This window comes from Halobacteriovoraceae bacterium (assembly GCA_020635115.1).
Classification (GTDB): Bacteria; Bdellovibrionota; Bacteriovoracia; order Bacteriovoracales; family Bacteriovoracaceae; genus JACKAK01.
On sequence record JACKAK010000002.1, the window covers coordinates 109313 to 130727 of the forward strand.

The following is a 21415-nucleotide window of genomic DNA, read 5'->3' on the forward strand; positions in this document are numbered from 1 at the left end:
TTATTCATTTTTTCTTTGGTAGACACTGATATGTATTCGTGTTCCCTATATTCCCTGTACAAGCATCTGCTCTACATTTATCATCAACCCCTTCTTGACAACTGTTTCCCTCGGCACAATTGCCAAGATGAGGATATGCGCTGGTCGTAACGTTTACACATGGACTATTTCCATTATATTTCCAAATCATGTCATAAGGACAAGTACTAGAAACTTTCGTCAAAGTCCCATTATTACACTTCACTACATAAGTACCTAATCTACTACTACCAATATCATCATCTCTGTAAGAATAGGTTTCATCATGTTGTATTTGTGTTCCTGGTGACATTGAAGAGCATAAAATACTCATACCTAATCCGTCATCGCTTCCATACCATTGCTGTGCCACTAAATTACATGGATTCTGAGCTGTACCTCCTTTAGTAAGTTTTGTGAGTAGTTTTTCAAAACTTCTTGGATCTGACTGAGGGTTATCTGTCCCACTAGGACATATAATAGGATAAAGGTCTTTTGCATCAAATTCACATAATGCACCACCTGTCATTTCCAATATATCTAAACTTCCAAAAGGAGTTGTTGATAGCCAGATTTTGTCATCAAAGATATTCGGATTACCACTAATATTTTTGCTCGTGTCTTTCTGTCCATTACCATCTAAATATGTCCATTTTATTCCATCAGGATAATTTTGGGTTTTCCCAAAAAATCCTTTGGTCAACTGACTAGGTTCTTCGGGTGTAGTTTTGAACCCGAAATAACATCTATGTACTATAGACATTGAATCTAATAGTTTCATCCTTAGATCAGCTGCTGCTTTATAAGTATTGGGTGCTTGTCCAATCAAAGCTGGACTGCCACTATCATAGTTAATTGTAATTTGATTTTTTAATATATTTTCTACATAAGCATCAACTTGCCCTTGAAAATCACAAGTATTACTACAGTTATTATTAGTATCACAAGCTACTTGTGTGATTTGAGGTTGTTGACCAGTACAAATAATAGTTTTATCTCTTAGCATAGTGCTGCAGTTACAAGGCCCATAAGTAGGCGAATTGCACGATTGTCCTAATGATCCACAAACAATTTCACCTCTTGTATTAATTCCTTTTAAAAATTGACCTCCAGGGCAACTTTCATTTTGAAATATTTCTCTACACTCACCAGAGTTTGTGTTGGCGCATACTTTTTTGTCATCTATGTTTCGGGCAAAAATATGTCCATTTAAATCAATTGTTTTGCATTTTTCATTGCTTAACTCAATAGATCCATTTTGATTAATCATCTCACAAATTAACTCAGAAAGACGTTTACGAAAATTATCTGAAAGATTAGATAGTGTACAAGCAGGATCAGCTACTCCTGATGCCATTAAACAAAATTTTTCAATAGCACTATTATTAATCAAGTCTTTGTCATAACTCAAACATGAAACTTTATTATCCGTCGAATTTTTACTTACTTGAAATGCAATTTGTTTTGTCCATTTTTTTTGTAACCCTTTATTAAATTCAAGATCAACTTTAACGACTGATCTCCCTACATCTCCAGAGAAGTTCGCTTGTATTTTATCTAACGATATATTGTCTGCAATATTCATCCCTTCTTTATAGTGATGTGCCTTTTCTGTTAGATTCTCAAAATTTAAACTCGATGGATCAAGTGTACCATCTGAATTTGTAATAATGATATCGCACTTTTCTTTACTATATAGAAGTTGTTGCATGATTCTTACTGTATAATCAACTTTAAAATCCTCTGAATCTTTTTTTGTATTTTTTTGTACGATGGCCATATAATCTAAAATTATAAATCCAAAAGCTCCCATTAGACCCAAACTGATCATTATCTCAGCAAGTGAAAATCCTCTTTTTTTCTTAAAGAATTTCATGAAAAAGGCCTTTAATAAGTTGAATCGTTTTCCCAATATCATTTAACATGACACAATAGTGAACATTTCCCCCTACATTTGAAAAATCAACCCATATTGTTTTTGATTTATGGAAAGAATAAATATTCATTTAAATTCCCTGCCCAAGTGGTGCACAAGATGAGTCACTTCCTGGATTTGAACAAAATTGATACTGCAAACATTTTGGCACCCCAGAGGCACTAAAGCCTTTAACAAACATATCTTGCTGATTTGGACATTCCATATTAAAACGTTCTCTCCAGTGATCATCTTTCAATCTAACTTTATTTTCTTTTAAGTTGACACTTTCAGCAGGCCCATTGGTTATTTCAATTTTATTACAAAGTCCACTCAGTTCATCATAAGTACCCATATAAATTTTTTCACAAACTTCTTTTAGAATGACTTTTGGGAACCGGTCTGTCTTTGTCATTTCACTAAAATCACAGGTAGGATTTTCTATATCTGTTGGTTCAAACCGAGCACCTAAATTTTCACAAGAGATTTTTATTAAACTCGCAATTGATATCGTTTCATAATCAACACATTCGATAAAGACTTGATTCTTAAATAATCCGTGAAAGGTAAGCTTTCTTCTTGCTTTTGATTTTATACCTCTACTTTCTCTTTCAAACTCCATAAGCACATTAATAGGCAATATTTGGGCATCATCCGTAGTGACAGTTGGCATATCAATTATATCATTATTCGTTTTAAGTAGACCTGATTTCTCATAGTCTAAGGCCAAATTTTGAGGATTCCAATTAATTATTAACTGTCCACTTCCATCTAGAGATACCATTTCATTGCAGCTATCTCTAACTGACAAATTTTTTTTAAGATGGATAATATAATTTGTGAGTTCAGTATTTTGGTCTGTCATTATCTTTTGCTGTCCAGAAAATTTTTGAACCCCAATGTATCCAAGAATTACTCCGCTAAGTAAACCAACACCAACAATGGTTTCAATTAATGACATACCTTTTTGAACCAATCTCAAATTAACTCCAAATAAATCAATTACAAATTTCTGAACCGCTTACACTATACCATTGCGGATTTCCCCAAGTATCAGGAGGATTTCTACATTCTACTTTTAATGATCCTGTTCCAGGATATCCTCCCGACGAACTATTGTCGTAAATTTGTTTACTATCTCCAGGATTACCAGACTCAGATAGAGCTTTACACTCAATAGAGTTACCGGCCATATTCCAAATCATCAAACGCCCAAGACAACAACGACATTCCTGACTTGTTACTATATCTGGTTGACCAGTACAACTCGTTGTTACGGTTTGTGATCCACGTGAATTGACAATATTTGCACAATCACAGCTTCCATATGTAACTACAGGAGTACAACCAGCACCTCCACCTCCACCACAATTATTGTTAGCATCACATGGAACATTTGAAACTTGAGCATTTTGTCCTGGACATTGTGACCTTTGTTCTCTTTGCATTGTACTACAGTTACATGCACCAAATGTTACAACCGGTTCACAAGGACAATCTTTTTTTCCATGAATTAGACAAGTTGTATTGGTTCCACATCCATCATCGACTTGATAATCATCACAAGAATTGTAATCATTTCCACCACAAGAAATACCCCCTGAAGGTCTATCCCTGATGCATTTACACTTAAAGGCAGTAGATGACTCAACTATTTTCCAAGTGGAAACCGCTCCAGGCATTGGATTACATGGTAACGGCATGCAGTCCAAAACTTTACTATCAGGACTAATTCCAGTTGGTACTTCCCCTGGTGTGCTACAATAAGAATCTAGAAAATCTGTACGTTGAGTTCCATTTAAGGTAATCGAATCTTTTTTTAAATTTATCGTTTGAATCAAACCATCTATGTTTATTTTATTGCACTTTCCATTAACAATAACACCACCAATAGAATCACAGGCCAGTTTGTAAATTCTCGTCTTGAAAGGAGTATCTAAAAGTTCAGTATATTTACATTTACCAGTATTTTCCTCTATTTCACTCGCTGTCAGTTCACAGAAAGTACTTATTGATTCTTCCTGCCCATCTGTTTCAAAGCTAGTACATACTTCTTTTCCACTATTGTTTGCTTCATCTTCAATAGTTAAATCTAAAACCTTCACTGATTTTTTGATAGCTAAGGGAGCTGATTTCTTATCAATGTATTTTTCAAATGTTAAATCGAGTAAATACTCCCTGGGACCTGGAGCATCTGGGTCGGGGATTTTTTCGATTTTTGTCAAAGAAATTCTCGCCTCATCATTTTCCGAGAGTACTTTAGGGATGGAATCAAATCCTGGCAAAGATTGAAAGGAATTATCTCTTGCAACGGCACACTTCTCAACATCCGCAAGGATTTGATGAATTTCCTTAATAGTATCATCGATTATCTTTGCTTGGTTCAATTTTATATCTTGATTGACACGAGCTTTATTTCTATAGTTATTGTATAAAGCGGCACCATTTACAAGTGCCATTAATACAATAACTTGAAGTAAAGTACTTCCTTTATTGTTCATTTTTAATGTTCAAGCGAGTTTTGACCTTCATCCTCTTTTCTCATAAAAGAAGGAGTATCAAATTCATCTTCATCAAAATTAATAAATCCAAGTTTTTCTGCAATTGATTTTGCACGAGATGAATTTTGAACTGCTGGTTCAGAGCTTCTAGTATGTTCTTCTCGCATAGGTCTTCTAGAAGGAATTGAACTCTGTACCTCTTCTCTAGCAACACTTCCATATCTTTCAGCTGCATTTTGAATTGAGTTCATTAAATTAGAACTTTTAGAAGCTTTAATTTCTTCAAGCATTTCCTGAGATGTAGAAGGAACCTTATTGAAATCATCGCTAAAACTAGCGTTATCAAGCTCTAGATCAACCATAGGAGAACTTTGCACAGGTACTGACCTTTGAGGATTTATATTTTTTTCTTCAGCTTTTGTACGAATAACTTCTTGCGGTCTCATCGATCTCATATTTGCAACACTTACTCTCTCTTTTCCTCCAAGGCCAGTCGCAACAACTGTTACCTTTACTTCATCTTGCATATTCTCATCAATAACAGTACCAAAAATTATCTCAGCATCCTCATCAGCGGCCTCCATAATCAGTGTAGTGGCCTCATTCGCTTCATGCATAGTTAAAGATGAGCTACCTGTAATATTAATTATAATTCCTGTGGCCCCATCAATTGTTATATCTTCTAAAAGAGGAGAGCTAATGGCTTCTGTAGCGGCCTTGATTGCTCTATCTTGACCTGAGCATACGCCTGTCCCCATGAGAGATAGACCTTTACCGGCCATTACTGTACAGACATCTGCAAAGTCAGCATTGATATGACCAGTGTTATTTATTAAATCTGAAATTCCCCTTACAGCATTTAATAAGACCTCATCGGCCGTTTTAAAAGTATCAATGAGAGACAGACTCTCACCAGCAATTTGCAACAATCTTTGGTTTGGAATAGTAATTAAAGAATCAACGTTTTCTTCTAGTGTGATAATTCCATCATCAGCAACTCTTCTTCTTTTTTTACCTTCAAACTGAAATGGTCTTGTCACAACTCCAACTGTAAGGGCACCCATTTCTTTTGCCAGTTTGGCAACAACTGGAGCGGCCCCAGTTCCAGTTCCACCGCCCATACCAGCAGTGATAAATACCATATCTGAACCTTCTAATACTTCAGAAAGTTTTTCATATTCATCTAAAGCTGATTTTCTGCCGATTTCAGGATTTGCTCCAGCACCTAGACCTTTGGTAATTTCAGCGCCAAGTTGAATTTTTGTAGGGGCCAGATTGGCGTTTAATGCTTGAGCATCAGTATTAGCAACAATGTACTCAACACCTGTTAGACCGGCCCGAATCATTGTATTAACAGCGTTGCATCCGCCTCCACCAATACCTATCACTCTAATTTTAGCACCTAGATCAATTCTTTTTTCTTCATTAGAAATTTCAAACATATATCCCCCTTAAAATTATTCCTTCAACATTAGGGTTAAAATATTTCTCTAAAGACATTTTTCAGAGAGTCACTCAACTTCCCTATCAAATCACCCTGCTTGGAATAGTGTCGCTCTTTTTCTTCAACATGTCGATTGCTTTTGTCTGACTCAATTAAAAGACCAAGAACAGTTGAAAATTTTGGATTTTGCATAACATTTGTCATCCCTCCAAATGGCCTTGGATATCCAATTTTTGTTGGCCTTTCTATGATATATTCTGCAAGTTCGGGAAGACCTTTAATAAGGGCCCCACCACCAGTCAGTACATACCCACCAGTTATTTCTTGCTGCTCACTTCTTTCAGAGACGATATCTTTGATAATATTAAAGAGCTCATCTGCTCTAGCTCCTAAAACCTCAGCGACTAGGCTAAGTCGAATTTCTCTTGGTCGTGTTCCCGACAATCCTTGTACAGTAATATGTGCTGATTGATTTAATTTTTCAGCAAGTACTGATCCGTGATTAATTTTTATTCTTTCGGCCTCAGTATGTGGAACTTTTAAGGCGACTGCCAAATCGTTTGTAAAATGGTTTCCCCCAACTGGTATAATTTGAGAATGAATTAAACTCCCATCTTTCCAAATAGCAATATCAGTTGTTCCTCCTCCGATATCAACAAGAACAACACCCATTTCTTTTTCTTCAGCAGTAAGTACTGCTTCAGAAGAAGCTAGTGGCTGAAGTGTTATCGCCTCAGCGTGAATACCAGTTTCTTCAACACATTTTACTAAATTTTGAATTAGTGAAATTGCACCAGTAACAATATGTACGTGCGCTTCAAGTCTCACTCCACACATGCCGATAGGATTATTAATTCCTCTCGTGTTATCTACTCGATATTCCTGTGGTATAACATGAAGAATTTCACGGTCTGAAGGGATGACAACTGCTTTGGCCGCCTCAAGAACTCGATCAATATCCTCTTGTGTAATCTCTGTGCCTTTAACAGCTACAACTCCAGAACTATTGAAGCTATAGATATGGTTTCCTGCTATTCCAATCCTCGCTTCAAGAATATTTACACCGGCCATTAATTTAGCTTCTTCAATAGAACATCTTATGGAACTTATGGTTTTATCAATATTGACGACGGAACCTTTTTTAAGTCCGTGACTTGGATGAGTTCCAATACCGATAATTTCAAGTTCTTGATTAGTGTTTTTGGCGCCTACGATTGTACAAACCTTAGTTGTACCAACGTCAAGGCCAACAATGACTTTCTTTTCGTTCATACGAGACATCCTCTTCTCAATACATTTGCAGACTCATTCCACAAGTAGGAATAAACTTCCTACTCTTTAATGCTAAAGGGACTCGTTGAACTTTACAACTACTTTCTTAGAGTTTGTAAGATTTATAATTGCTGGAACTTTATTCTTTTGTTCCATGTAAGTAACTATTTTATCAAGCTTTTTAAACTTATGTCTCCAATCACCCTGCCCAAGAAAGACACTTGAGGGGTTTCCATTAATTGATAAAATCACTGTTAGATCTTTCTTATCGGAGATAATCATTTCTGATAATTTTTGTCTGAATCTAGGAGACATATCTGAGAAAAGATCTGTGACTTGCTTTTGAGTTTCTTCTCCAAAATCACCTACAGGTAATGCTAAAGAGGGTAAATCATGTTTTATTTTATGTTCGGATCGCAATAAGACTTCATAAGTTGGATCAAAAAGTTCACCACTATCGACAAGAATCGCTTCATATGAATCCAGTCCACCATCCTTATAGATTTGTACTTTCATAAGTGGACTTGGACACTCAAGATTAAAGAACAATTCTTTTTTAACTGGATTAAAATTGATTTCATATTGTGAGAGAAAATGCTTTTCCACCAAATTGTCGTCTATTATTTTCTTTTTTACATCTAAAAGGGAACGATTATTTTCAAATTCTTTCACCAATTGTAGAGTAAGTGCTCCAGCAACCTTAGAAGGACATTGCCCGAAAGATGTTCTATATTTTAATTTTTCTTTGGGTTCGTTTGCTTGTAGTTGTATTAAACATAAAAATATCAGTAGGTATTTCATAGGCCTCTCGTTGTTACATATTTATTTTAATTGAAATTTCAATTTTTTAAAATATCTTTTGAATGTCAGACAAGAGAGCTCGGTTTAAAAAGATAATTAAAATTTAACTTCTGTTTCGAAAACTATTCCATAGTGCAATTGTAGAGTTTTTTGAATAAGTTTAATGAATTCGACCATTTCTTCGTAATTAGCACCGCCAAGATTTTCAATAAAGTTTGCATGTTTATTTGAAATCCTGAGGTTTTTATAGGTCCAGCCCTTTAATCCAAGTAGGTCAATACACTCTCCGGCCAAAAATTTCATTTTTTTTGATTGATAATTTTTAAAAACACATCCACAGGTTTTCTGGTTCATTGGTTGTGTTTGGTTTCTTTTTTGAAGATAGTTTTTAATAATTTTATTTACTTCTTTATCTATTCCTTGATTTCTGAGCCAAACTTTAGTGATAATATCACCAGTTTTAAGGAAATGATTTTTTCTATAGCTAAATGAATCTTGATTCATTTTAATTTCACTAACAATTCCATTACAATGAACAATTCTAACTTTTTCAACTAATGTGCCAATTTCACCTAGCCCTGTTCCTGCATTCATGAAGACTGCACCACCAAGACTTGCTGGTATTCCGGTAAATACATCCCAACCTTTCAAATTAAAAGTTGAAGCATGTTTAGTAAGTCCAGCAAGAGATACTGAGGCCGGCAATTCATATAGTTCGTGTATAGAGTCAAGATAAGTTTTATCAAATTCAAAATCAAGTTTTATATAGGGATAAGGAGATCGACTTTTAAGTAATTGATTTGCACCCCAACCTAAGACATTATATTTCTGTTTTATTGGATAAAATTCTTTCAGCAAATGAATAAGTGCCAACTCCGTGTTTACTAAAATAAGATCTCCCCTTGCTTCAAGTTTCATTGTAGAATGCCCTGAGAGATCACAATCTAATTTTACCGATATGTCTGAAATCTTATTTAATATTTTTAATAGTTGATTATTCATTAAGTTTAGTCACAATTTCTGAAGTTTTTCTGCTGATTGGGCCTGCACCTAAAACAATGAGCGTTGCATTTTCTTCTTTGTTATCTAGAATATATTTTCTAATATTTGAATATCCCTGCAGCTCTTCTGCCAAATTCGGATGAAGTCCATTTATATCTTTTACAAGGCGACCACTTAAAATGCCCTCAATCGGTGCTTCACTAGCAGGATAGATTGGCAAAATACCGACTTTATCAACGTAATTAAAACTATGGAGAAATTCGTTCCAACAGGATTTAGTCCTTGAAAAACGGTGTGGCTCAAATATGGCCATGATCTTTTGGTTCTTTCTGGTGTCTTTTAATGTTTTTAAAGTTTTGAGAATCTCAGTTGGATGATGAGCATAATCATCAATGACTTCAAAATTTTTATACTTATAAACAGTTTGCATACGTCTACCAACGCCTTCAAATTTACTAAGGCCTAGTGAAATCGTTTTGAAATCGATATTCATTGAATGTGCCAACGCCAAGGCACCCAATGCATTTAAAACGTTATGCTCACCTGGTAGATTAATTTTAAAATCGCACTGATACTCATTTTGATAAAAAAGCTTAAAAGCGCAAGAATCTTTGGTTTGAACAACTTCTTTTGCAATATAATCTGAATCAGTATTTATACCAAATGTAATGGTTGGTTTTATAATTTCACTACGCATATTTATGAGTTCTGGATCATGTGCATTTATTGCACAAACACCATAAAAAGGAACTTTATTTGCAAATTTCAAAAAAGACTCGTGCAAATTTTCAACGCTACCATAGTGATCTAAGTGATCTTTATCAATATTTGTGATCACGGACATAATCGGATTTAATAGTAAAAAGGATCCATCTGATTCGTCGGCCTCTGCAACAAGGTAGTCACCTTTTCCAACATTAGCATGGCCTTTTAGATTTTTAACAATACCACCTATAATATATGTAGGATCTTTATTTGCTTCTTTAAGAATTGTAGCAAGCATACTTGTCGTTGTTGTTTTTCCATGAGTTCCAGCTATGGCAATACCGTATTTAAGTCTCATAAGCTCTGCGAGCATTTCAGCACGTCTCATGATAGGAATTTTAAGATTTCGAGCTTTATTAATTTCTGGGTTTGTATTATCAATTGCAGAACTGTAGACCACCACTGTTTGATCTTGAATGTTTTTTTCGTCATGTCCTATAAAAATTGTTGCACCTAAGCTTTGGAGTTTATTCGTATTCGCCGAATCAGAAATATCAGAACCCGTCACTTTATACCCTAAGTTTACAAGAACTTCTGCAATTCCGCTCATGCCGATTCCGCCAATTCCTATAAAATGAATACTGATGTCTTTTCTCGTATCTATCACAATGAACCAACCTTTCAATTATTGGTCTTATTTACCAAGAATTGAACCGATTTGTACTATGCGCCGCATTGTTTTTCTGTAAAATTTATGTAAGAAATTACTCAAATGACATTATGCTCTTTAAAGAACTCTTCATACTTTTTATCTTCAACTAAAATATGTTCCATAAACCAGCTAACGAGATAAGACTCCATTTTTTCGATATCTACTGCTTTTTTTGAAATCACTTCTTCATAGAAATTATTAATATATTCGCTAAATTTTTTGTGAGCATTTGAGTGTTCAAATGTTTCAGGATATCCATTTACATGAAATAATTTTTCTTCATGAGCAAAATGAGACTTTATGTATTTTCTTAACTCAGTTAATATCTCTAGAACACTTTCTTCGTGATATTTCTTTTTTTTCAATGCTGATAGTTTATTTATATAATTAATAATTTTTTTATGTTGATTATCTATACTTTTAATTCCAACACTGAACTTTTCATTCCATTTAAAACTCATCTATGCCGCCTTTTTTTTGATCAAATCAAAAATTCTGCTCGGAATATCTTCTAAAGATTCGATATAATTTGCTGCTTCAAGTTCAATTGCGGCCCTTGGCATCCCAAAGACAACTGACGATTCTTCGTCTTGAGCAATGGTAAAACAGCCTTTCTTTTTGAGACTGAGTAGTCCAGATGCACCATCTCTGCCCATGCCGGTTAAAATAATTGCATATACCTTTGTATCCTGGTGAATGCATTCACTTAAAGAATTGAAAAAATAGTCAACAGAAGGTCTGTGCCGATTAACTGGCGGATCATCTGTAATTTGAACTTTATATCTGCCATTAATACATTTCATTTTTAGTTGTTTCCCTCCAGGTGCAATGTAGACAGTATTAGGTAATATTTCTTGATTATCTGAGGCCTCCACAACACTAAATTCATAAAGATCATTTAATCTGTCTGCAAACTTTTTTGAAAATAAACCTGGAATGTGTTGAACTATCACAACCGGAGGAATATGATTTGGAAATTGTGTTAAAAGGTCTTTTATAGCAACAACGCCACCGGTAGAGGCGCCAATGACAATTAAATCATTCTCATTATGAAATGATGTTCTGCTTTTATTTCTTGTTATTTTCTTTTTTATTTTAAGAATTTCTCTAAATTTGGGAGCATTTTTCAGGCAACTTATTAAATGAGGTGCCATATTTTTCATATTTTTAAACGCTGGTTTTTCAAGATATTCAAATGCACCTAGTTCCAGTGCTCTTAAACAAAAATTAAAATCATCTTTATTATATGAACTGACGACAACAACCCCCATATCGTGTTGAATTTGTGGAAGAATTTTTTCTAGAAATTCAATCCCATCAATATCAGGCATTTTCATATCAAGTGTTAAAACGTCTGGTTTTAATTGCTCAATGAGTTCACTTGCATGTTTTGCATTATCAGCAAGTCCAACTACTTTCATGTCTGAATTCTCTTCTATCACTTTTTTTAAAATTTTTTGCATTGACTTTGAGTCATCAACTATCAATACCGTTTTATTATTGATACTTCTCAATGTCTTATGTTTTGATTCATTTGAAGATGAATTCTTTATTTTAACTCTAGATCTCATTCTGTAGATAGATTTTCCTAAATATTCAAGATGAGGGATATCCATCTTTAATCCTTCAGATAATCCAAGAATTAAAACACCCTGATCATTTAGACAATGTGAAACGTTTTGAACGACCTTTTTTACGGTTTGAGTATCAAAGTAAATGAGGACATTTCTTAAAAAAATAATGTCAAATTTCATTTTGGGGAAGGTTGAATTGTCTATAAGGTTCACTTCCATAAACTTCGTGTTTTTTTGAATTTGATCAACAAATTTATAGTGTCCTGAGTTTACCCCTGAACCTTTTAATAAATAATTTTTTAAGTTATAAACATCAAGTTCTTTGTCAATCTTAATATGTGAATAAACCCCTCGTTTAGCTATATTAAGGACACTGTAATCAATATCTGAACCAAGTACGTATATATTTGGTTTATTACTTTTCTTTGAAAAATACTCATTTAGAACGACTGAAATTGTATATACTTCTTCTCCTGTTGAAGATGCTGCACACCAAGCATAAATATCTTTTTTCTCTTCAATTTCTGGTAAAAACTCATTATCGAGATATTTAAAATGATCAATTTCTCTAAAAAAATGAGTCTTGTTTGTAGTTAAATAGGGAATAAATTCTTCAATTATTTCTACTGCCTTGTTTTGTTTAAGCAGAGAAATCAATTCCGACCATGTTTTGATTTGGTGTTTTGAAAGAAATCGGTATAACCTTGTTTCAAAAAAAACTTCACGGTTATCAGAGATGACAATACCTGTTTTATTTAAAAGATATTTCTTTAGATAATCAAATTCGTCTCTTGTGAGTCTATCAAAATCTTTCATTTTTATTATGTGCCTGTAGCATTACTTAACATCATGCTCTGTATAATTTTGATATCTAGTGCCTTTGAAAGATCTATTAAAAATCTTAATTCACCTGAATTATCAGTTTTAATAATTCCAGTTATAAATTCATTATTTTTATCATTTGTTGAGACTTCCTCTATATCCTTATCTTCTATACTGCAAACACAAAGAACTTCTTCAACTAATACACCTATCTCAATTCCACCAATTGAAACGATTACAATACAAGTCATTTTAGGAACAACCTCAATATCTTTATAGTTAAGTCTATGCCCAAGATCAATTACTGAAAGGATTCTACCTCGTAAATTAATTAGACCTTTAAAATACTTTGGAGTTAAAGGTACAGTAGATATTTCAAATCTAGGGACAACTTCTCGTACATCCTTGAGAGGGATGCAGTATTTTTTATCCAGAATAGAAACTTCCAGGTATTTTTTAATTTTGAGTTGTTTTAAATTATTTTCTTGTTCGTTCATTTAAGCACCCAGTTTATAATTTTCAATTATTTCTCTCGTTTCTAAAACAAGCGCCACATTACCATCTCCAAGGATTGTACCACCAACAATTCCATTTATACTTTCAACGTTGGGAAGTAATTTTTTTAAGACAATCCTTTCTTGAGATATAAGGTCATCAAACAAAAGGATATATTCTTTATTTTCAAATGGAACCACTGCCCCAAGACATCGCTGCTCACCATTGTACGTGCCAAGTTTAAATTTCTCTCTCAAAGAAATCACAGGCATTACTGTATTTTTATACTTTATAACTTGTTTTGATTTATTTGTTTCTTGTATTTCTGAAATTCTAACTTCACCAGTTTCTCTAAAATCAGAATTTGGCATGATAAATTGTTTGTCAGAGACTTTAAGTATAATCCCCTGAAACATTGCAAGAGCTAACGGAAGCTTAACAGAGAAAGTCGTTCCCTTTCCTTTTTCAGAGCGTATCTCGCAAGAACCCTTAAGTGTATGAAACATTTGCTTCACAACATCCATTCCAACACCTCGTCCCGAAACGTCTGTTGCAACTTCTTTCGTTGAAAATCCATTTGTGAAGATAAGATTAAATATCTGTCCTTCATTTAACTCATCATTTTTACTTATAATTCCTTTGCTAATGGCCTTTTGATAAATGGCCTCTTTATCTAATCCTTTACCATCATCAGTAATTTCAATGAAAAAAAATCCACCTTGTCTAAAAGCTTTAAGTTTTACTAAACCTTCTTCTGGTTTACCTATTGACAGACGATCTTTATTTTCTTCAAGGCCATGATCGATTGCATTTCTTATCATATGAGTTAATGGATTTATCAATGAATCAACAATCGTCTTGTCTAATTCATTATTTTCACCCTCTTTCACAAAATTTATTTTTTTTGATAAATTCTTTGATGTTTCTCTCGCAACCCTTTCAAGTCTTCGAAACGTTGTTTGTAAATTTATCATTCTTAATGACATCGAATTTTGTTGTAGCTCGTATGTTATTTTTTCTAGATTATGAACCACTGAAAATATTTCTTCTTTATTTTTTTCTACATCTCCCTTTAGAAGATAACTCATCTTTTTTTGCCAAATTATCTGTTCTCCCAGCGAATCAAGTAAATTATCAATTTTATCCATTCCTACTTTTATTGAATTATCTACATCTTTTTGACTGTCATTTGACTTCTGTACATCTTTCAACGATTCTTTTTCTTGAATTTTTTGTGTTTTCTTCTCTTCTTCTTTCTGAGAGCTCTCTCCTTGCATTTCTTTAATAAGTCTTAGTGCGTCTTCATCACTCATCTCAGTTTTATCAAATCTATTGTCTTCTTTTTTAGGCTGAGGTAGAACTTCTTTTACAATATGTAACTCATTATTATCTGAAAATTGTTGCAACCTGGCCAACGCTTCTTCGTAGACAGATGAATCATCTTTTCCTGATTTTAATGTCTTTATTCCTTTTGCAATTATATCATTACAAAAAAGGAGGGTATCTACGGCCTGCTCATTGGGTTGAATTTCTTTATTTTTTATGGCGATTATAAAGTCTTCGGCCTTATGTGAAAAGTTGGCCAAGTTGTCAAAACTTACAGCAAAGCTAGATCCTTTTAAACTATGAAATAGTCTAAGAATATGTTCCATATTTTCAGTATCATTAGGATTTTTTTCAAAGCCAATAAAGCATTCCTCTGCCTGCTCCACCATATCTCCTGCCTCGGCCAGGAAGTCGTTTCTTATCTCGTTTAGAAAATCATCATCAGAATCGATCATAGAATTTCCCAGGTCTAGAGTTTATTCCATTCGTCTTCATTTGATACAATGTCACTTCCAGCAACTTGAGCTGAGTGGTTGTGATCATATTCAATTTTATTTTTAAATTCTAAAACACTATTTGGAGAACTTATCGAATCATTATCAGTCAATGTCTTATTTAATCCATTTAAATCTTCACCTTGAACTAAATCAGTTAATTTTTGAACAACAGCGCCTAATTGCTGAGCCTGTTTAGAAAGTTCTTGTCCTGATAAAGATGACTTATCCGATAAAGACACATTTTGTTGTGTTGCAAGATCTAACTCGCTTACGGCCTCGTTTACTTGTTCTATACCATCAGCTTGATCCTTAGACGAAACAAGTATTTGATCAGCATTTTTATTGATTTTTTCAAGTCCATTAATAACTTCCTCAATTGATTTCTTTACATCTATTAAGATTTCATTACCATGTAGAACTCTTTCTTTGTTTTCACTTGCAACTTTTTCAGCTGCTTTTGTGCTATCTTTGACAATTGAAGAAATTTCTTTCGCGGCCTTACCACTTAATAGGGCCAGATTACTTACTTCACTTGCAACGACGCTAAAACCTCTTCCATGCTCTCCGGCCCTTTCTGCCTCTACAGATGCATTGAAAGAGAGAATTTTAGTTTGAAAAACAATATCATCTATAATTTTTGTCTTTGATGAAATTTCATCAAATATTTTAATTAATCCCGATATTTCTTCATTACTTTTTATAATGCTATTCATTGACCCCGTTAATTCATTCATCTTTTGTCCGACTATATTTGAAATTTTTGAGGCCTCGTCAGAAATTTCCTTAGATTTTTCTGCTTCACTCACATTGTTTCTGACCATTGATGAAATTTCTTCAATAGAGGACGCTGTTTCTTGAATAGCACTAGAATTTTCAGTGGATAATTCAGCTAATCTCATACTATTTTCAGCAAGACCTTTAGACTCTCTTGAGACAACATTATAACTCTTTTTCAAATCTGAAATCAGATGAGTAAGTAAATTATTAAGTTTTTTAATCGTGAAAAAACATACAAGTGTAATCGCAACGAATCCTAAAATACTTAAAACAGTCATCCAAATAAGTGATTGTCTTTTTTCTGAAATAGTTTCTTGAATTATTTTTTCATTAATATATTCCAATTCTGTATCAACAAGAACTTTTAAATCATTTACTGCCGACGAAATAACAGTAAAAAATTTAACCACATCGACATTAAAATTTCCCTTTTCTGCTCGTTCTAATGCTAAATTGTATTTTTCATTTATAGTAATAAAATTTGCTTGTTCATAGAGTCCATTTACAATTCTTTGATTTGCTTTGGATAGATTTACAATTGGAGACTTAAGGTTGGAGTTGACACCCACGTATAAATTTATAAGAGTATTTTTCTTTTTCTCATCTATTGCAGTATTTTTTGAAAATACACCAGATAAATTTGCTCTTAATTTTCCTAAATTTTCTTTTCCTTCTTCTAAAATTCTTAAACTAAGCATACTATCAGTAAAGCCTAAATTTTTTGACAATTTTCCTATATAAGTATAATGAGAAAGTAATTTAAATATTAGTCCCGAATAATTTTTTAAATGTGTTTGTATCTCGTTTTTCCCATCTACCCATTGTCTGTAACTTGCTAATTTACTTAATTCGCTTAGATAATCTTTTAGTTGTTTATCATCACTGATGTTATCTAGACTCGATAATTTGTCTTTAAATTCAGAAATTAATGAGTCGACATGTTGTCTATGACTTATTAATTTTGTTTGATTATCTGTACCATTTATGAACGCAGCTGATAAACCTCTTTCAACTTGAAGGCCATCTACAACATCTGAAATGTTTTTTACTATAATGATATGTCCATCAATTTTGTGATACTCGTAATAGCTACTATTTATATTTGATAAATTGTGTCCAAGTAAAAATAAACACACAAGTAGTGGTATTCCTACTAATAGAGAGATCTGTACTTTTAATGATAATTGATTCTTTTTCATAATATAACCTTCTTCTATCTAAGAAATTTTTCTATTTTTTACTTCCATTAGGCCTATGAGAGCTCTAAAATATTCAATTCTTTTGCTATCTGAGACAAGCGCAGTGCCTGAAGGAGATTTAAAATTTAACATCTTCGCAATTGATTCTAATAAAATCATTTCAAGTCTTCTTCTTACAAGTTTGAATTTAGCATTTTTCACACGTCCAAGTACTAAATCCTCTTCAAACGGTTTTTCAATAACATCGAAAGCGCCTTTTCTCATCATCAGTTGACTCATCTTTTTATCTGCAAATCCTGTAATAAATAAGAGTTCGACATCTATTTTTTTTTCTAAGACAAAATCAAATAACTCAATTCCACTTACATTAGGCATATTGATGTCTGTCAAGATAATGTCTACCTTATTATTTTTTAGAATTTCAATTGCTATATCTCCATCACTTGCTTCAAATATGTTTTCAAATTCTTTTGAAAGAATATCATTTAAAATACTTCTTAGACTTTCTTCATCATCTACAATAAGGAGATTAAGACCTTCATTAATAATATAAATATCCCCGTTTTAAATTGTTAAATTATGAATGCTTATCGGTTTATTTTTGATAAATATAGAATTATCTACAATATTTTTTTAAGTAGAATTTTATACCTGAACAAAACTTTTTACTTTCTTAAGTTTTTCTTATCCTAACGATAGCTACTTATGAATATCGCAATTATTTAATAAGAAGAAAGTCAAAATTTAGAAATTTCTTTTTAAAGAACTATTATAACTTGAAAGTACAAGTCCTATACCGAAAAAGTTGGAAATTAACGAAGATCCACCATAACTAATAAATGGTAAATTCAACCCCTTAGTAGGCAAAAGACCAAGGACTACGGCCATATTGAGAAATGCTTGAAAAATGATTAAAAACAAAGTTGAGCTCATTACTAGCCCAAATAGTTTTTCCTGGACATCAAAGGATAATTTTAACCCAACATATAATAGTACTAGAAACATTAGACTTAAAATTAAAATGCCAACAAAACCAAATTCCTCACCAATCACGCTAAAAATAAAATCATTATGAGATTCAGGAAGATAAAAGAGTTTTTCATTACTATTACCTAGGCCCTGTCCAAAAATACTTCCGTGTGCAAACGCAAGGTAAGATTGGATAATCTGAAAACCAGAAGACTGAGCATCGGCCCAGGGATCAAGATAAGTTAAAAGTCTTTTTACTCTGTAGGTTTTTGTAAATAACAAAATAGTTATTAATATAGAATTGACTGATAGAAGTATAAAAAAAAGTTTCCTTGGGAAATTAGATATAAAACAAATTAAACCAACCATACAAATGCATATAAAAAAAGACCCGTAGTCAGGTTGAATTAATAGCAACGATGTCGACAATAATATATATATTCCCTTTTTAATCTTTTCTTTAGAGTTGAATTGTTCAAATCTACCAAAAAAATCAACACAAAATAGTAAAAGAACAAATTTGAATATCTCACTTGGTTGAAAATTAAACAAGCCTACATTTATCCATCTGGTAGCACCTTTTACCTCGATTCCAATATGGGGTAGTAAGGTAAATAGAACCATTAGTGCGCAACACAATAAGAAAGCAGAAGAATATTTTAACCAGAAAGTAATTTTTGTTTTTGATACAAAAAAAGCAATCACAACTCCAGTTGCAACAAATAATAATTGCTTATTAATAAAATAAAGAGAATTGTCGAAGCTATCTTTTGCAAAAATATAACTTGAAGAATAGACCATGATTAAACCAAAAATAGTCAGCATGGCCAGTACAACATAGAATATTTTAATATTTAAATTTTTTGTAGAACTTCCATATTCCACATTGATACTCCTAAAGTTGGTAAACTAACTTTTTAAAGTAATTTCCCCTCTCTTCATAATCCCTAAAAAAGTCAGTGGCCGGATTTCCGGGAGAGAGTACTATTGTATCACCTGTTCTAGATTTTTGATAAGCAAATAAGACTGATTCTTCAAAAGAACCCACAATGAATGTAGCAGGATGATCCCCCACGGCCCGGTTGAATCTTTCCTTAGACTCTCCAACCAGTACAAGAACACGAGAACCTGCAATTATTTCATCAGCATATTCTTCATAGTCGATTTCTTCATCATCCTTACCTCCTGCAATTAAAATCACAGGTGACTTAAAGGCCTCGAGAGAGTGACATAAAGAAGGCATGTCTTCAGATTTTGAGTCATTGTAGAAAGACACTCCATTTTTTTCCATTAAAAATTCAAGCCGGTGTGGAATACCTGGAAACTTCTCTATACATAACTGAATAGATTCATCAGAAACATCCAATGCCTTACAAGCAGTAATTGCAGCGAGTAAGTTTTCTCTGTTTTCCTGTCCAACGATTCTCATCCGGTTTACTTTAAATTCAGAATGATAATTTATATTTGAGTGAATTCGTCTATCGTGAAAATGAGTTCCTTGAATTTCATTCATGACACCCATTTTCATAAAAGAACGTCTTGAATACCAGTAGGTTTGGCAATTTGCATTTCTTAGAAATGTATTATTGGCCAAGGAGTCAAAATTAATGACAAGTGTTTCTTCTGGCGTAAGCGCTTTAGTAATACTCAATTTAGTTTCAATAAACTCGCCGGTAGATTTAAATTGCTTGCTTGGATGTTTATCAGTGATATTTGTAAAGACAACCATTTTTGGGCGGAAGTTTCGAAGAGATTTCATATTCACAGCAGAAACTTCAACAATTACGTAGTCTACATCTTCTTTATTTGGCATTGTTGAATATTCAATAAAAGGAGATTCGGGAGTTCCTCCAACAAAACAATTTTTCCCTTCCATTTTAAGAGTGTATCCTATCATATGTGCCACAGTGGTTCTTCCATAACTTCCACAAATAGCAATCACAGGCTTAGTGCACAATAAATTTCCTAATTCAAATTCACTATAAACTTCACGTTCATTTTGTCTGGCCAATTGCAATTGAGGAAGATCTGGATCAACGGCCTGTGAGTAAACGACAACGTCTGCTTCTAAAAAATCTTCCTCACGGTGTTCCCCAAAAGTCATAAGAAGTGCAGGTTTAATTTTCTTTAACTTTTTAACTGCTTTATTTAAATCAAAAATGGGTTTTATATCTGTCACACGAATTTCGCATTCGAGCTTATTAAAGAAATTAATAAGGGCAAAACCAGTTTTGCCAATGCCTACAACGAGAATTTTTTTACCTCTAAATCTTTCCATCAATCTCTCCAACAATATCTTCTAACTTTTAACGCATCTTCAAAGTAGCAATTGCAAATATGGCCAAAAATATACTTATGATCCAAAATCTTACTATAACTTTCGGTTCGGGCCATCCGAGTAATTCAAAATGGTGATGTATCGGGGCCATTTTGAATATTCTCTTTTTCCTTAACTTATATGAACCTACTTGTAATATGACCGATAAAGTCTCTATTACGAAAATTCCTCCAATTATGAAAAAGAGGAATTCATTTTTTGTACACACGGCCATTATGCCTAATACGCCACCGAGGGATAGGGAACCCACATCCCCCATGAATATTTGCGCTGGATACGAGTTGTACCACAAAAAACCTACTCCGGCACCAATTAAGGCCGCTGCAAAAATAGTTAACTCACCGACATTTTCGACATAGGGTATTAAAAGATACTCAGAAAGTTCTTTATGCCCAGCAACATATGCCATTAACCCAAGAGTGGCCGCACTGGTAATGATTGGTCCAATGGCCAGGCCATCAAGTCCATCGGTTAAATTGACAGCATTACTTGAACCAACAACGACAAGGGAAATAAAAATTATATAAAAATATCCTAAATCAATAACAGGTCCTTTCACAAAGGGTAGATACAGATTTGTATCAATGATTTCTTTTTGAATAAGAAAATAACCAACTAGTAAGGCAGTGCAAAACTGCCATGCAAGTTTTCCTTTAGCTGAAACCCCTTTAGTATTTTTTTTAAGTACTTTCGTATAATCATCTATGAAGCCTAAGACAAAGTATGAAAACAGTACAAATAAAGTAGCTAAAAAAGGAGCTGATAAGAAATTTCCACATAAGAATATACTGATAAAAACAGTACCTATAATGAACACTCCACCCATAGTTGGTGTTCCGGCCTTTTTAAAATGAGACTCAGGCCCTTCATTTCTGATGATTTGCCCAAATTGTTTGCGTTGCATATACCGAATAAAAAATTTTCCCCATAAAATTGATACTGTCGTGGCCACTAAAAAAGACATGACTGATCTAAAGGTAATGTAGCGAAAGATGTTGAATACAGTGTAGTTATCAGAAAGTTGGTAAAGATAGTGATAAAACATATA

At 33.3% G+C, this 21415-nt stretch carries 18 protein-coding genes; all 18 read right to left on the reverse strand.

Going from position 1 to position 21415, the window contains the following annotated elements:
- Positions 1–4: 4 nt before the first annotated feature.
- Entirely contained in the window at positions 5–1894 is a 1890-nt protein-coding gene (locus tag H6622_02815) for a hypothetical protein (GenBank protein ID MCB9060438.1), read from the reverse strand.
- Positions 1881–2024 carry a hypothetical protein gene (locus H6622_02820; protein ID MCB9060439.1) on the reverse strand — a complete coding sequence of 48 codons (144 nt, stop codon included), beginning with the start codon at positions 2022–2024 and terminating at the stop codon, positions 1881–1883. The genes H6622_02815 and H6622_02820 overlap by 14 nt, the downstream gene beginning before the upstream one ends.
- The gene (locus tag H6622_02825; protein ID MCB9060440.1) at positions 2025–2915 is read right to left on the reverse strand and encodes a hypothetical protein; all 891 of its coding nucleotides are present in this window, start codon (positions 2913–2915) and stop codon (positions 2025–2027) included.
- Positions 2916–2931: 16 nt separating this feature from the next.
- Entirely contained in the window at positions 2932–4434 is a 1503-nt protein-coding gene (locus H6622_02830; GenBank protein ID MCB9060441.1) for a hypothetical protein, read from the reverse strand.
- Positions 4435–4436: 2 nt separating this feature from the next.
- Positions 4437–5876: a cell division protein FtsZ gene (ftsZ, locus tag H6622_02835; GenBank protein MCB9060442.1), complete on the reverse strand. Its 1440-nt coding sequence runs from the start codon at positions 5874–5876 to the stop codon at positions 4437–4439.
- 35 nt (positions 5877–5911) lie between these two features.
- The gene (gene ftsA, locus H6622_02840; protein ID MCB9060443.1) at positions 5912–7150 is read right to left on the reverse strand and encodes a cell division protein FtsA; all 1239 of its coding nucleotides are present in this window, start codon (positions 7148–7150) and stop codon (positions 5912–5914) included.
- Positions 7151–7222: 72 nt separating this feature from the next.
- Positions 7223–7951 (reverse strand): cell division protein FtsQ, encoded by a 729-nt coding sequence (locus H6622_02845; GenBank protein ID MCB9060444.1) that lies wholly within the window; start codon positions 7949–7951, stop codon positions 7223–7225.
- Between the two features lie 96 nt (positions 7952–8047).
- Entirely contained in the window at positions 8048–8953 is a 906-nt protein-coding gene (locus H6622_02850) for a hypothetical protein (GenBank protein ID MCB9060445.1), read from the reverse strand.
- On the reverse strand, positions 8946–10325 hold the full coding sequence (locus tag H6622_02855) for a UDP-N-acetylmuramate--L-alanine ligase (GenBank protein ID MCB9060446.1): 1380 nt from the start codon (positions 10323–10325) through the stop codon (positions 8946–8948). Before H6622_02855 ends, H6622_02850 begins: the two co-directional genes overlap by 8 nt.
- A 101-nt stretch (positions 10326–10426) precedes the next feature.
- Positions 10427–10831: a hemerythrin family protein gene (locus H6622_02860; GenBank protein ID MCB9060447.1), complete on the reverse strand. Its 405-nt coding sequence runs from the start codon at positions 10829–10831 to the stop codon at positions 10427–10429.
- Positions 10832–12760 (reverse strand): chemotaxis-specific protein-glutamate methyltransferase CheB, encoded by a 1929-nt coding sequence (gene cheB / locus H6622_02865; GenBank protein ID MCB9060448.1) that lies wholly within the window; start codon positions 12758–12760, stop codon positions 10832–10834.
- 5 nt (positions 12761–12765) lie between these two features.
- Positions 12766–13263 carry a chemotaxis protein CheW gene (locus H6622_02870; GenBank protein ID MCB9060449.1) on the reverse strand — a complete coding sequence of 166 codons (498 nt, stop codon included), beginning with the start codon at positions 13261–13263 and terminating at the stop codon, positions 12766–12768.
- Entirely contained in the window at positions 13264–15042 is a 1779-nt protein-coding gene (locus tag H6622_02875; protein ID MCB9060450.1) for a chemotaxis protein CheA, read from the reverse strand. It abuts the gene before it with no gap.
- 14 nt (positions 15043–15056) lie between these two features.
- Complete coding sequence (locus H6622_02880) at positions 15057–17060, reverse strand: methyl-accepting chemotaxis protein (protein MCB9060451.1); 2004 nt, start codon at positions 17058–17060, stop codon at positions 15057–15059.
- Between the two features lie 18 nt (positions 17061–17078).
- A complete protein-coding gene (locus H6622_02885) occupies positions 17079–17615 on the reverse strand; it encodes a response regulator (GenBank protein ID MCB9060452.1) in 537 nt (178 codons plus the stop codon).
- Between the two features lie 189 nt (positions 17616–17804).
- Positions 17805–18914: a putative lipid II flippase FtsW gene (ftsW, locus tag H6622_02890; protein ID MCB9060453.1), complete on the reverse strand. Its 1110-nt coding sequence runs from the start codon at positions 18912–18914 to the stop codon at positions 17805–17807.
- A gap of 10 nt (positions 18915–18924) precedes the next feature.
- Positions 18925–20307: a UDP-N-acetylmuramoyl-L-alanine--D-glutamate ligase gene (murD, locus tag H6622_02895; GenBank protein ID MCB9060454.1), complete on the reverse strand. Its 1383-nt coding sequence runs from the start codon at positions 20305–20307 to the stop codon at positions 18925–18927.
- A gap of 28 nt (positions 20308–20335) precedes the next feature.
- Positions 20336–21412 (reverse strand): phospho-N-acetylmuramoyl-pentapeptide-transferase, encoded by a 1077-nt coding sequence (locus H6622_02900; GenBank protein ID MCB9060455.1) that lies wholly within the window; start codon positions 21410–21412, stop codon positions 20336–20338.
- Positions 21413–21415 lie beyond the last annotated feature (3 nt).

Excerpts from the sequence above, each read along its gene's own strand:
- H6622_02815 (MCB9060438.1), bottom strand. The coding sequence starts at position 1,894 with ATGAAATTCTTTAAGAAAAAAAGAGGATTTTCACTTGCTGAGATAATG.
- H6622_02820 (MCB9060439.1), bottom strand. The coding sequence starts at position 2,024 with ATGAATATTTATTCTTTCCATAAATCAAAAACAATATGGGTTGATTTT.
- H6622_02830 (MCB9060441.1), bottom strand. The coding sequence starts at position 4,434 with ATGAACAATAAAGGAAGTACTTTACTTCAAGTTATTGTATTAATGGCA.
- ftsZ (MCB9060442.1), bottom strand. The coding sequence starts at position 5,876 with ATGTTTGAAATTTCTAATGAAGAAAAAAGAATTGATCTAGGTGCTAAA.
- ftsA (MCB9060443.1), bottom strand. The coding sequence starts at position 7,150 with ATGAACGAAAAGAAAGTCATTGTTGGCCTTGACGTTGGTACAACTAAG.
- H6622_02845 (MCB9060444.1), bottom strand. The coding sequence starts at position 7,951 with ATGAAATACCTACTGATATTTTTATGTTTAATACAACTACAAGCAAAC.
- H6622_02850 (MCB9060445.1), bottom strand. The coding sequence starts at position 8,953 with ATGAATAATCAACTATTAAAAATATTAAATAAGATTTCAGACATATCG.
- H6622_02860 (MCB9060447.1), bottom strand. The coding sequence starts at position 10,831 with ATGAGTTTTAAATGGAATGAAAAGTTCAGTGTTGGAATTAAAAGTATA.
- cheB (MCB9060448.1), bottom strand. The coding sequence starts at position 12,760 with ATGAAAGATTTTGATAGACTCACAAGAGACGAATTTGATTATCTAAAG.
- H6622_02870 (MCB9060449.1), bottom strand. The coding sequence starts at position 13,263 with ATGAACGAACAAGAAAATAATTTAAAACAACTCAAAATTAAAAAATAC.
- H6622_02875 (MCB9060450.1), bottom strand. The coding sequence starts at position 15,042 with ATGATCGATTCTGATGATGATTTTCTAAACGAGATAAGAAACGACTTC.
- H6622_02880 (MCB9060451.1), bottom strand. The coding sequence starts at position 17,060 with ATGAAAAAGAATCAATTATCATTAAAAGTACAGATCTCTCTATTAGTA.
- murD (MCB9060454.1), bottom strand. The coding sequence starts at position 20,307 with ATGGAAAGATTTAGAGGTAAAAAAATTCTCGTTGTAGGCATTGGCAAA.
- H6622_02900 (MCB9060455.1), bottom strand. The coding sequence starts at position 21,412 with ATGTTTTATCACTATCTTTACCAACTTTCTGATAACTACACTGTATTC.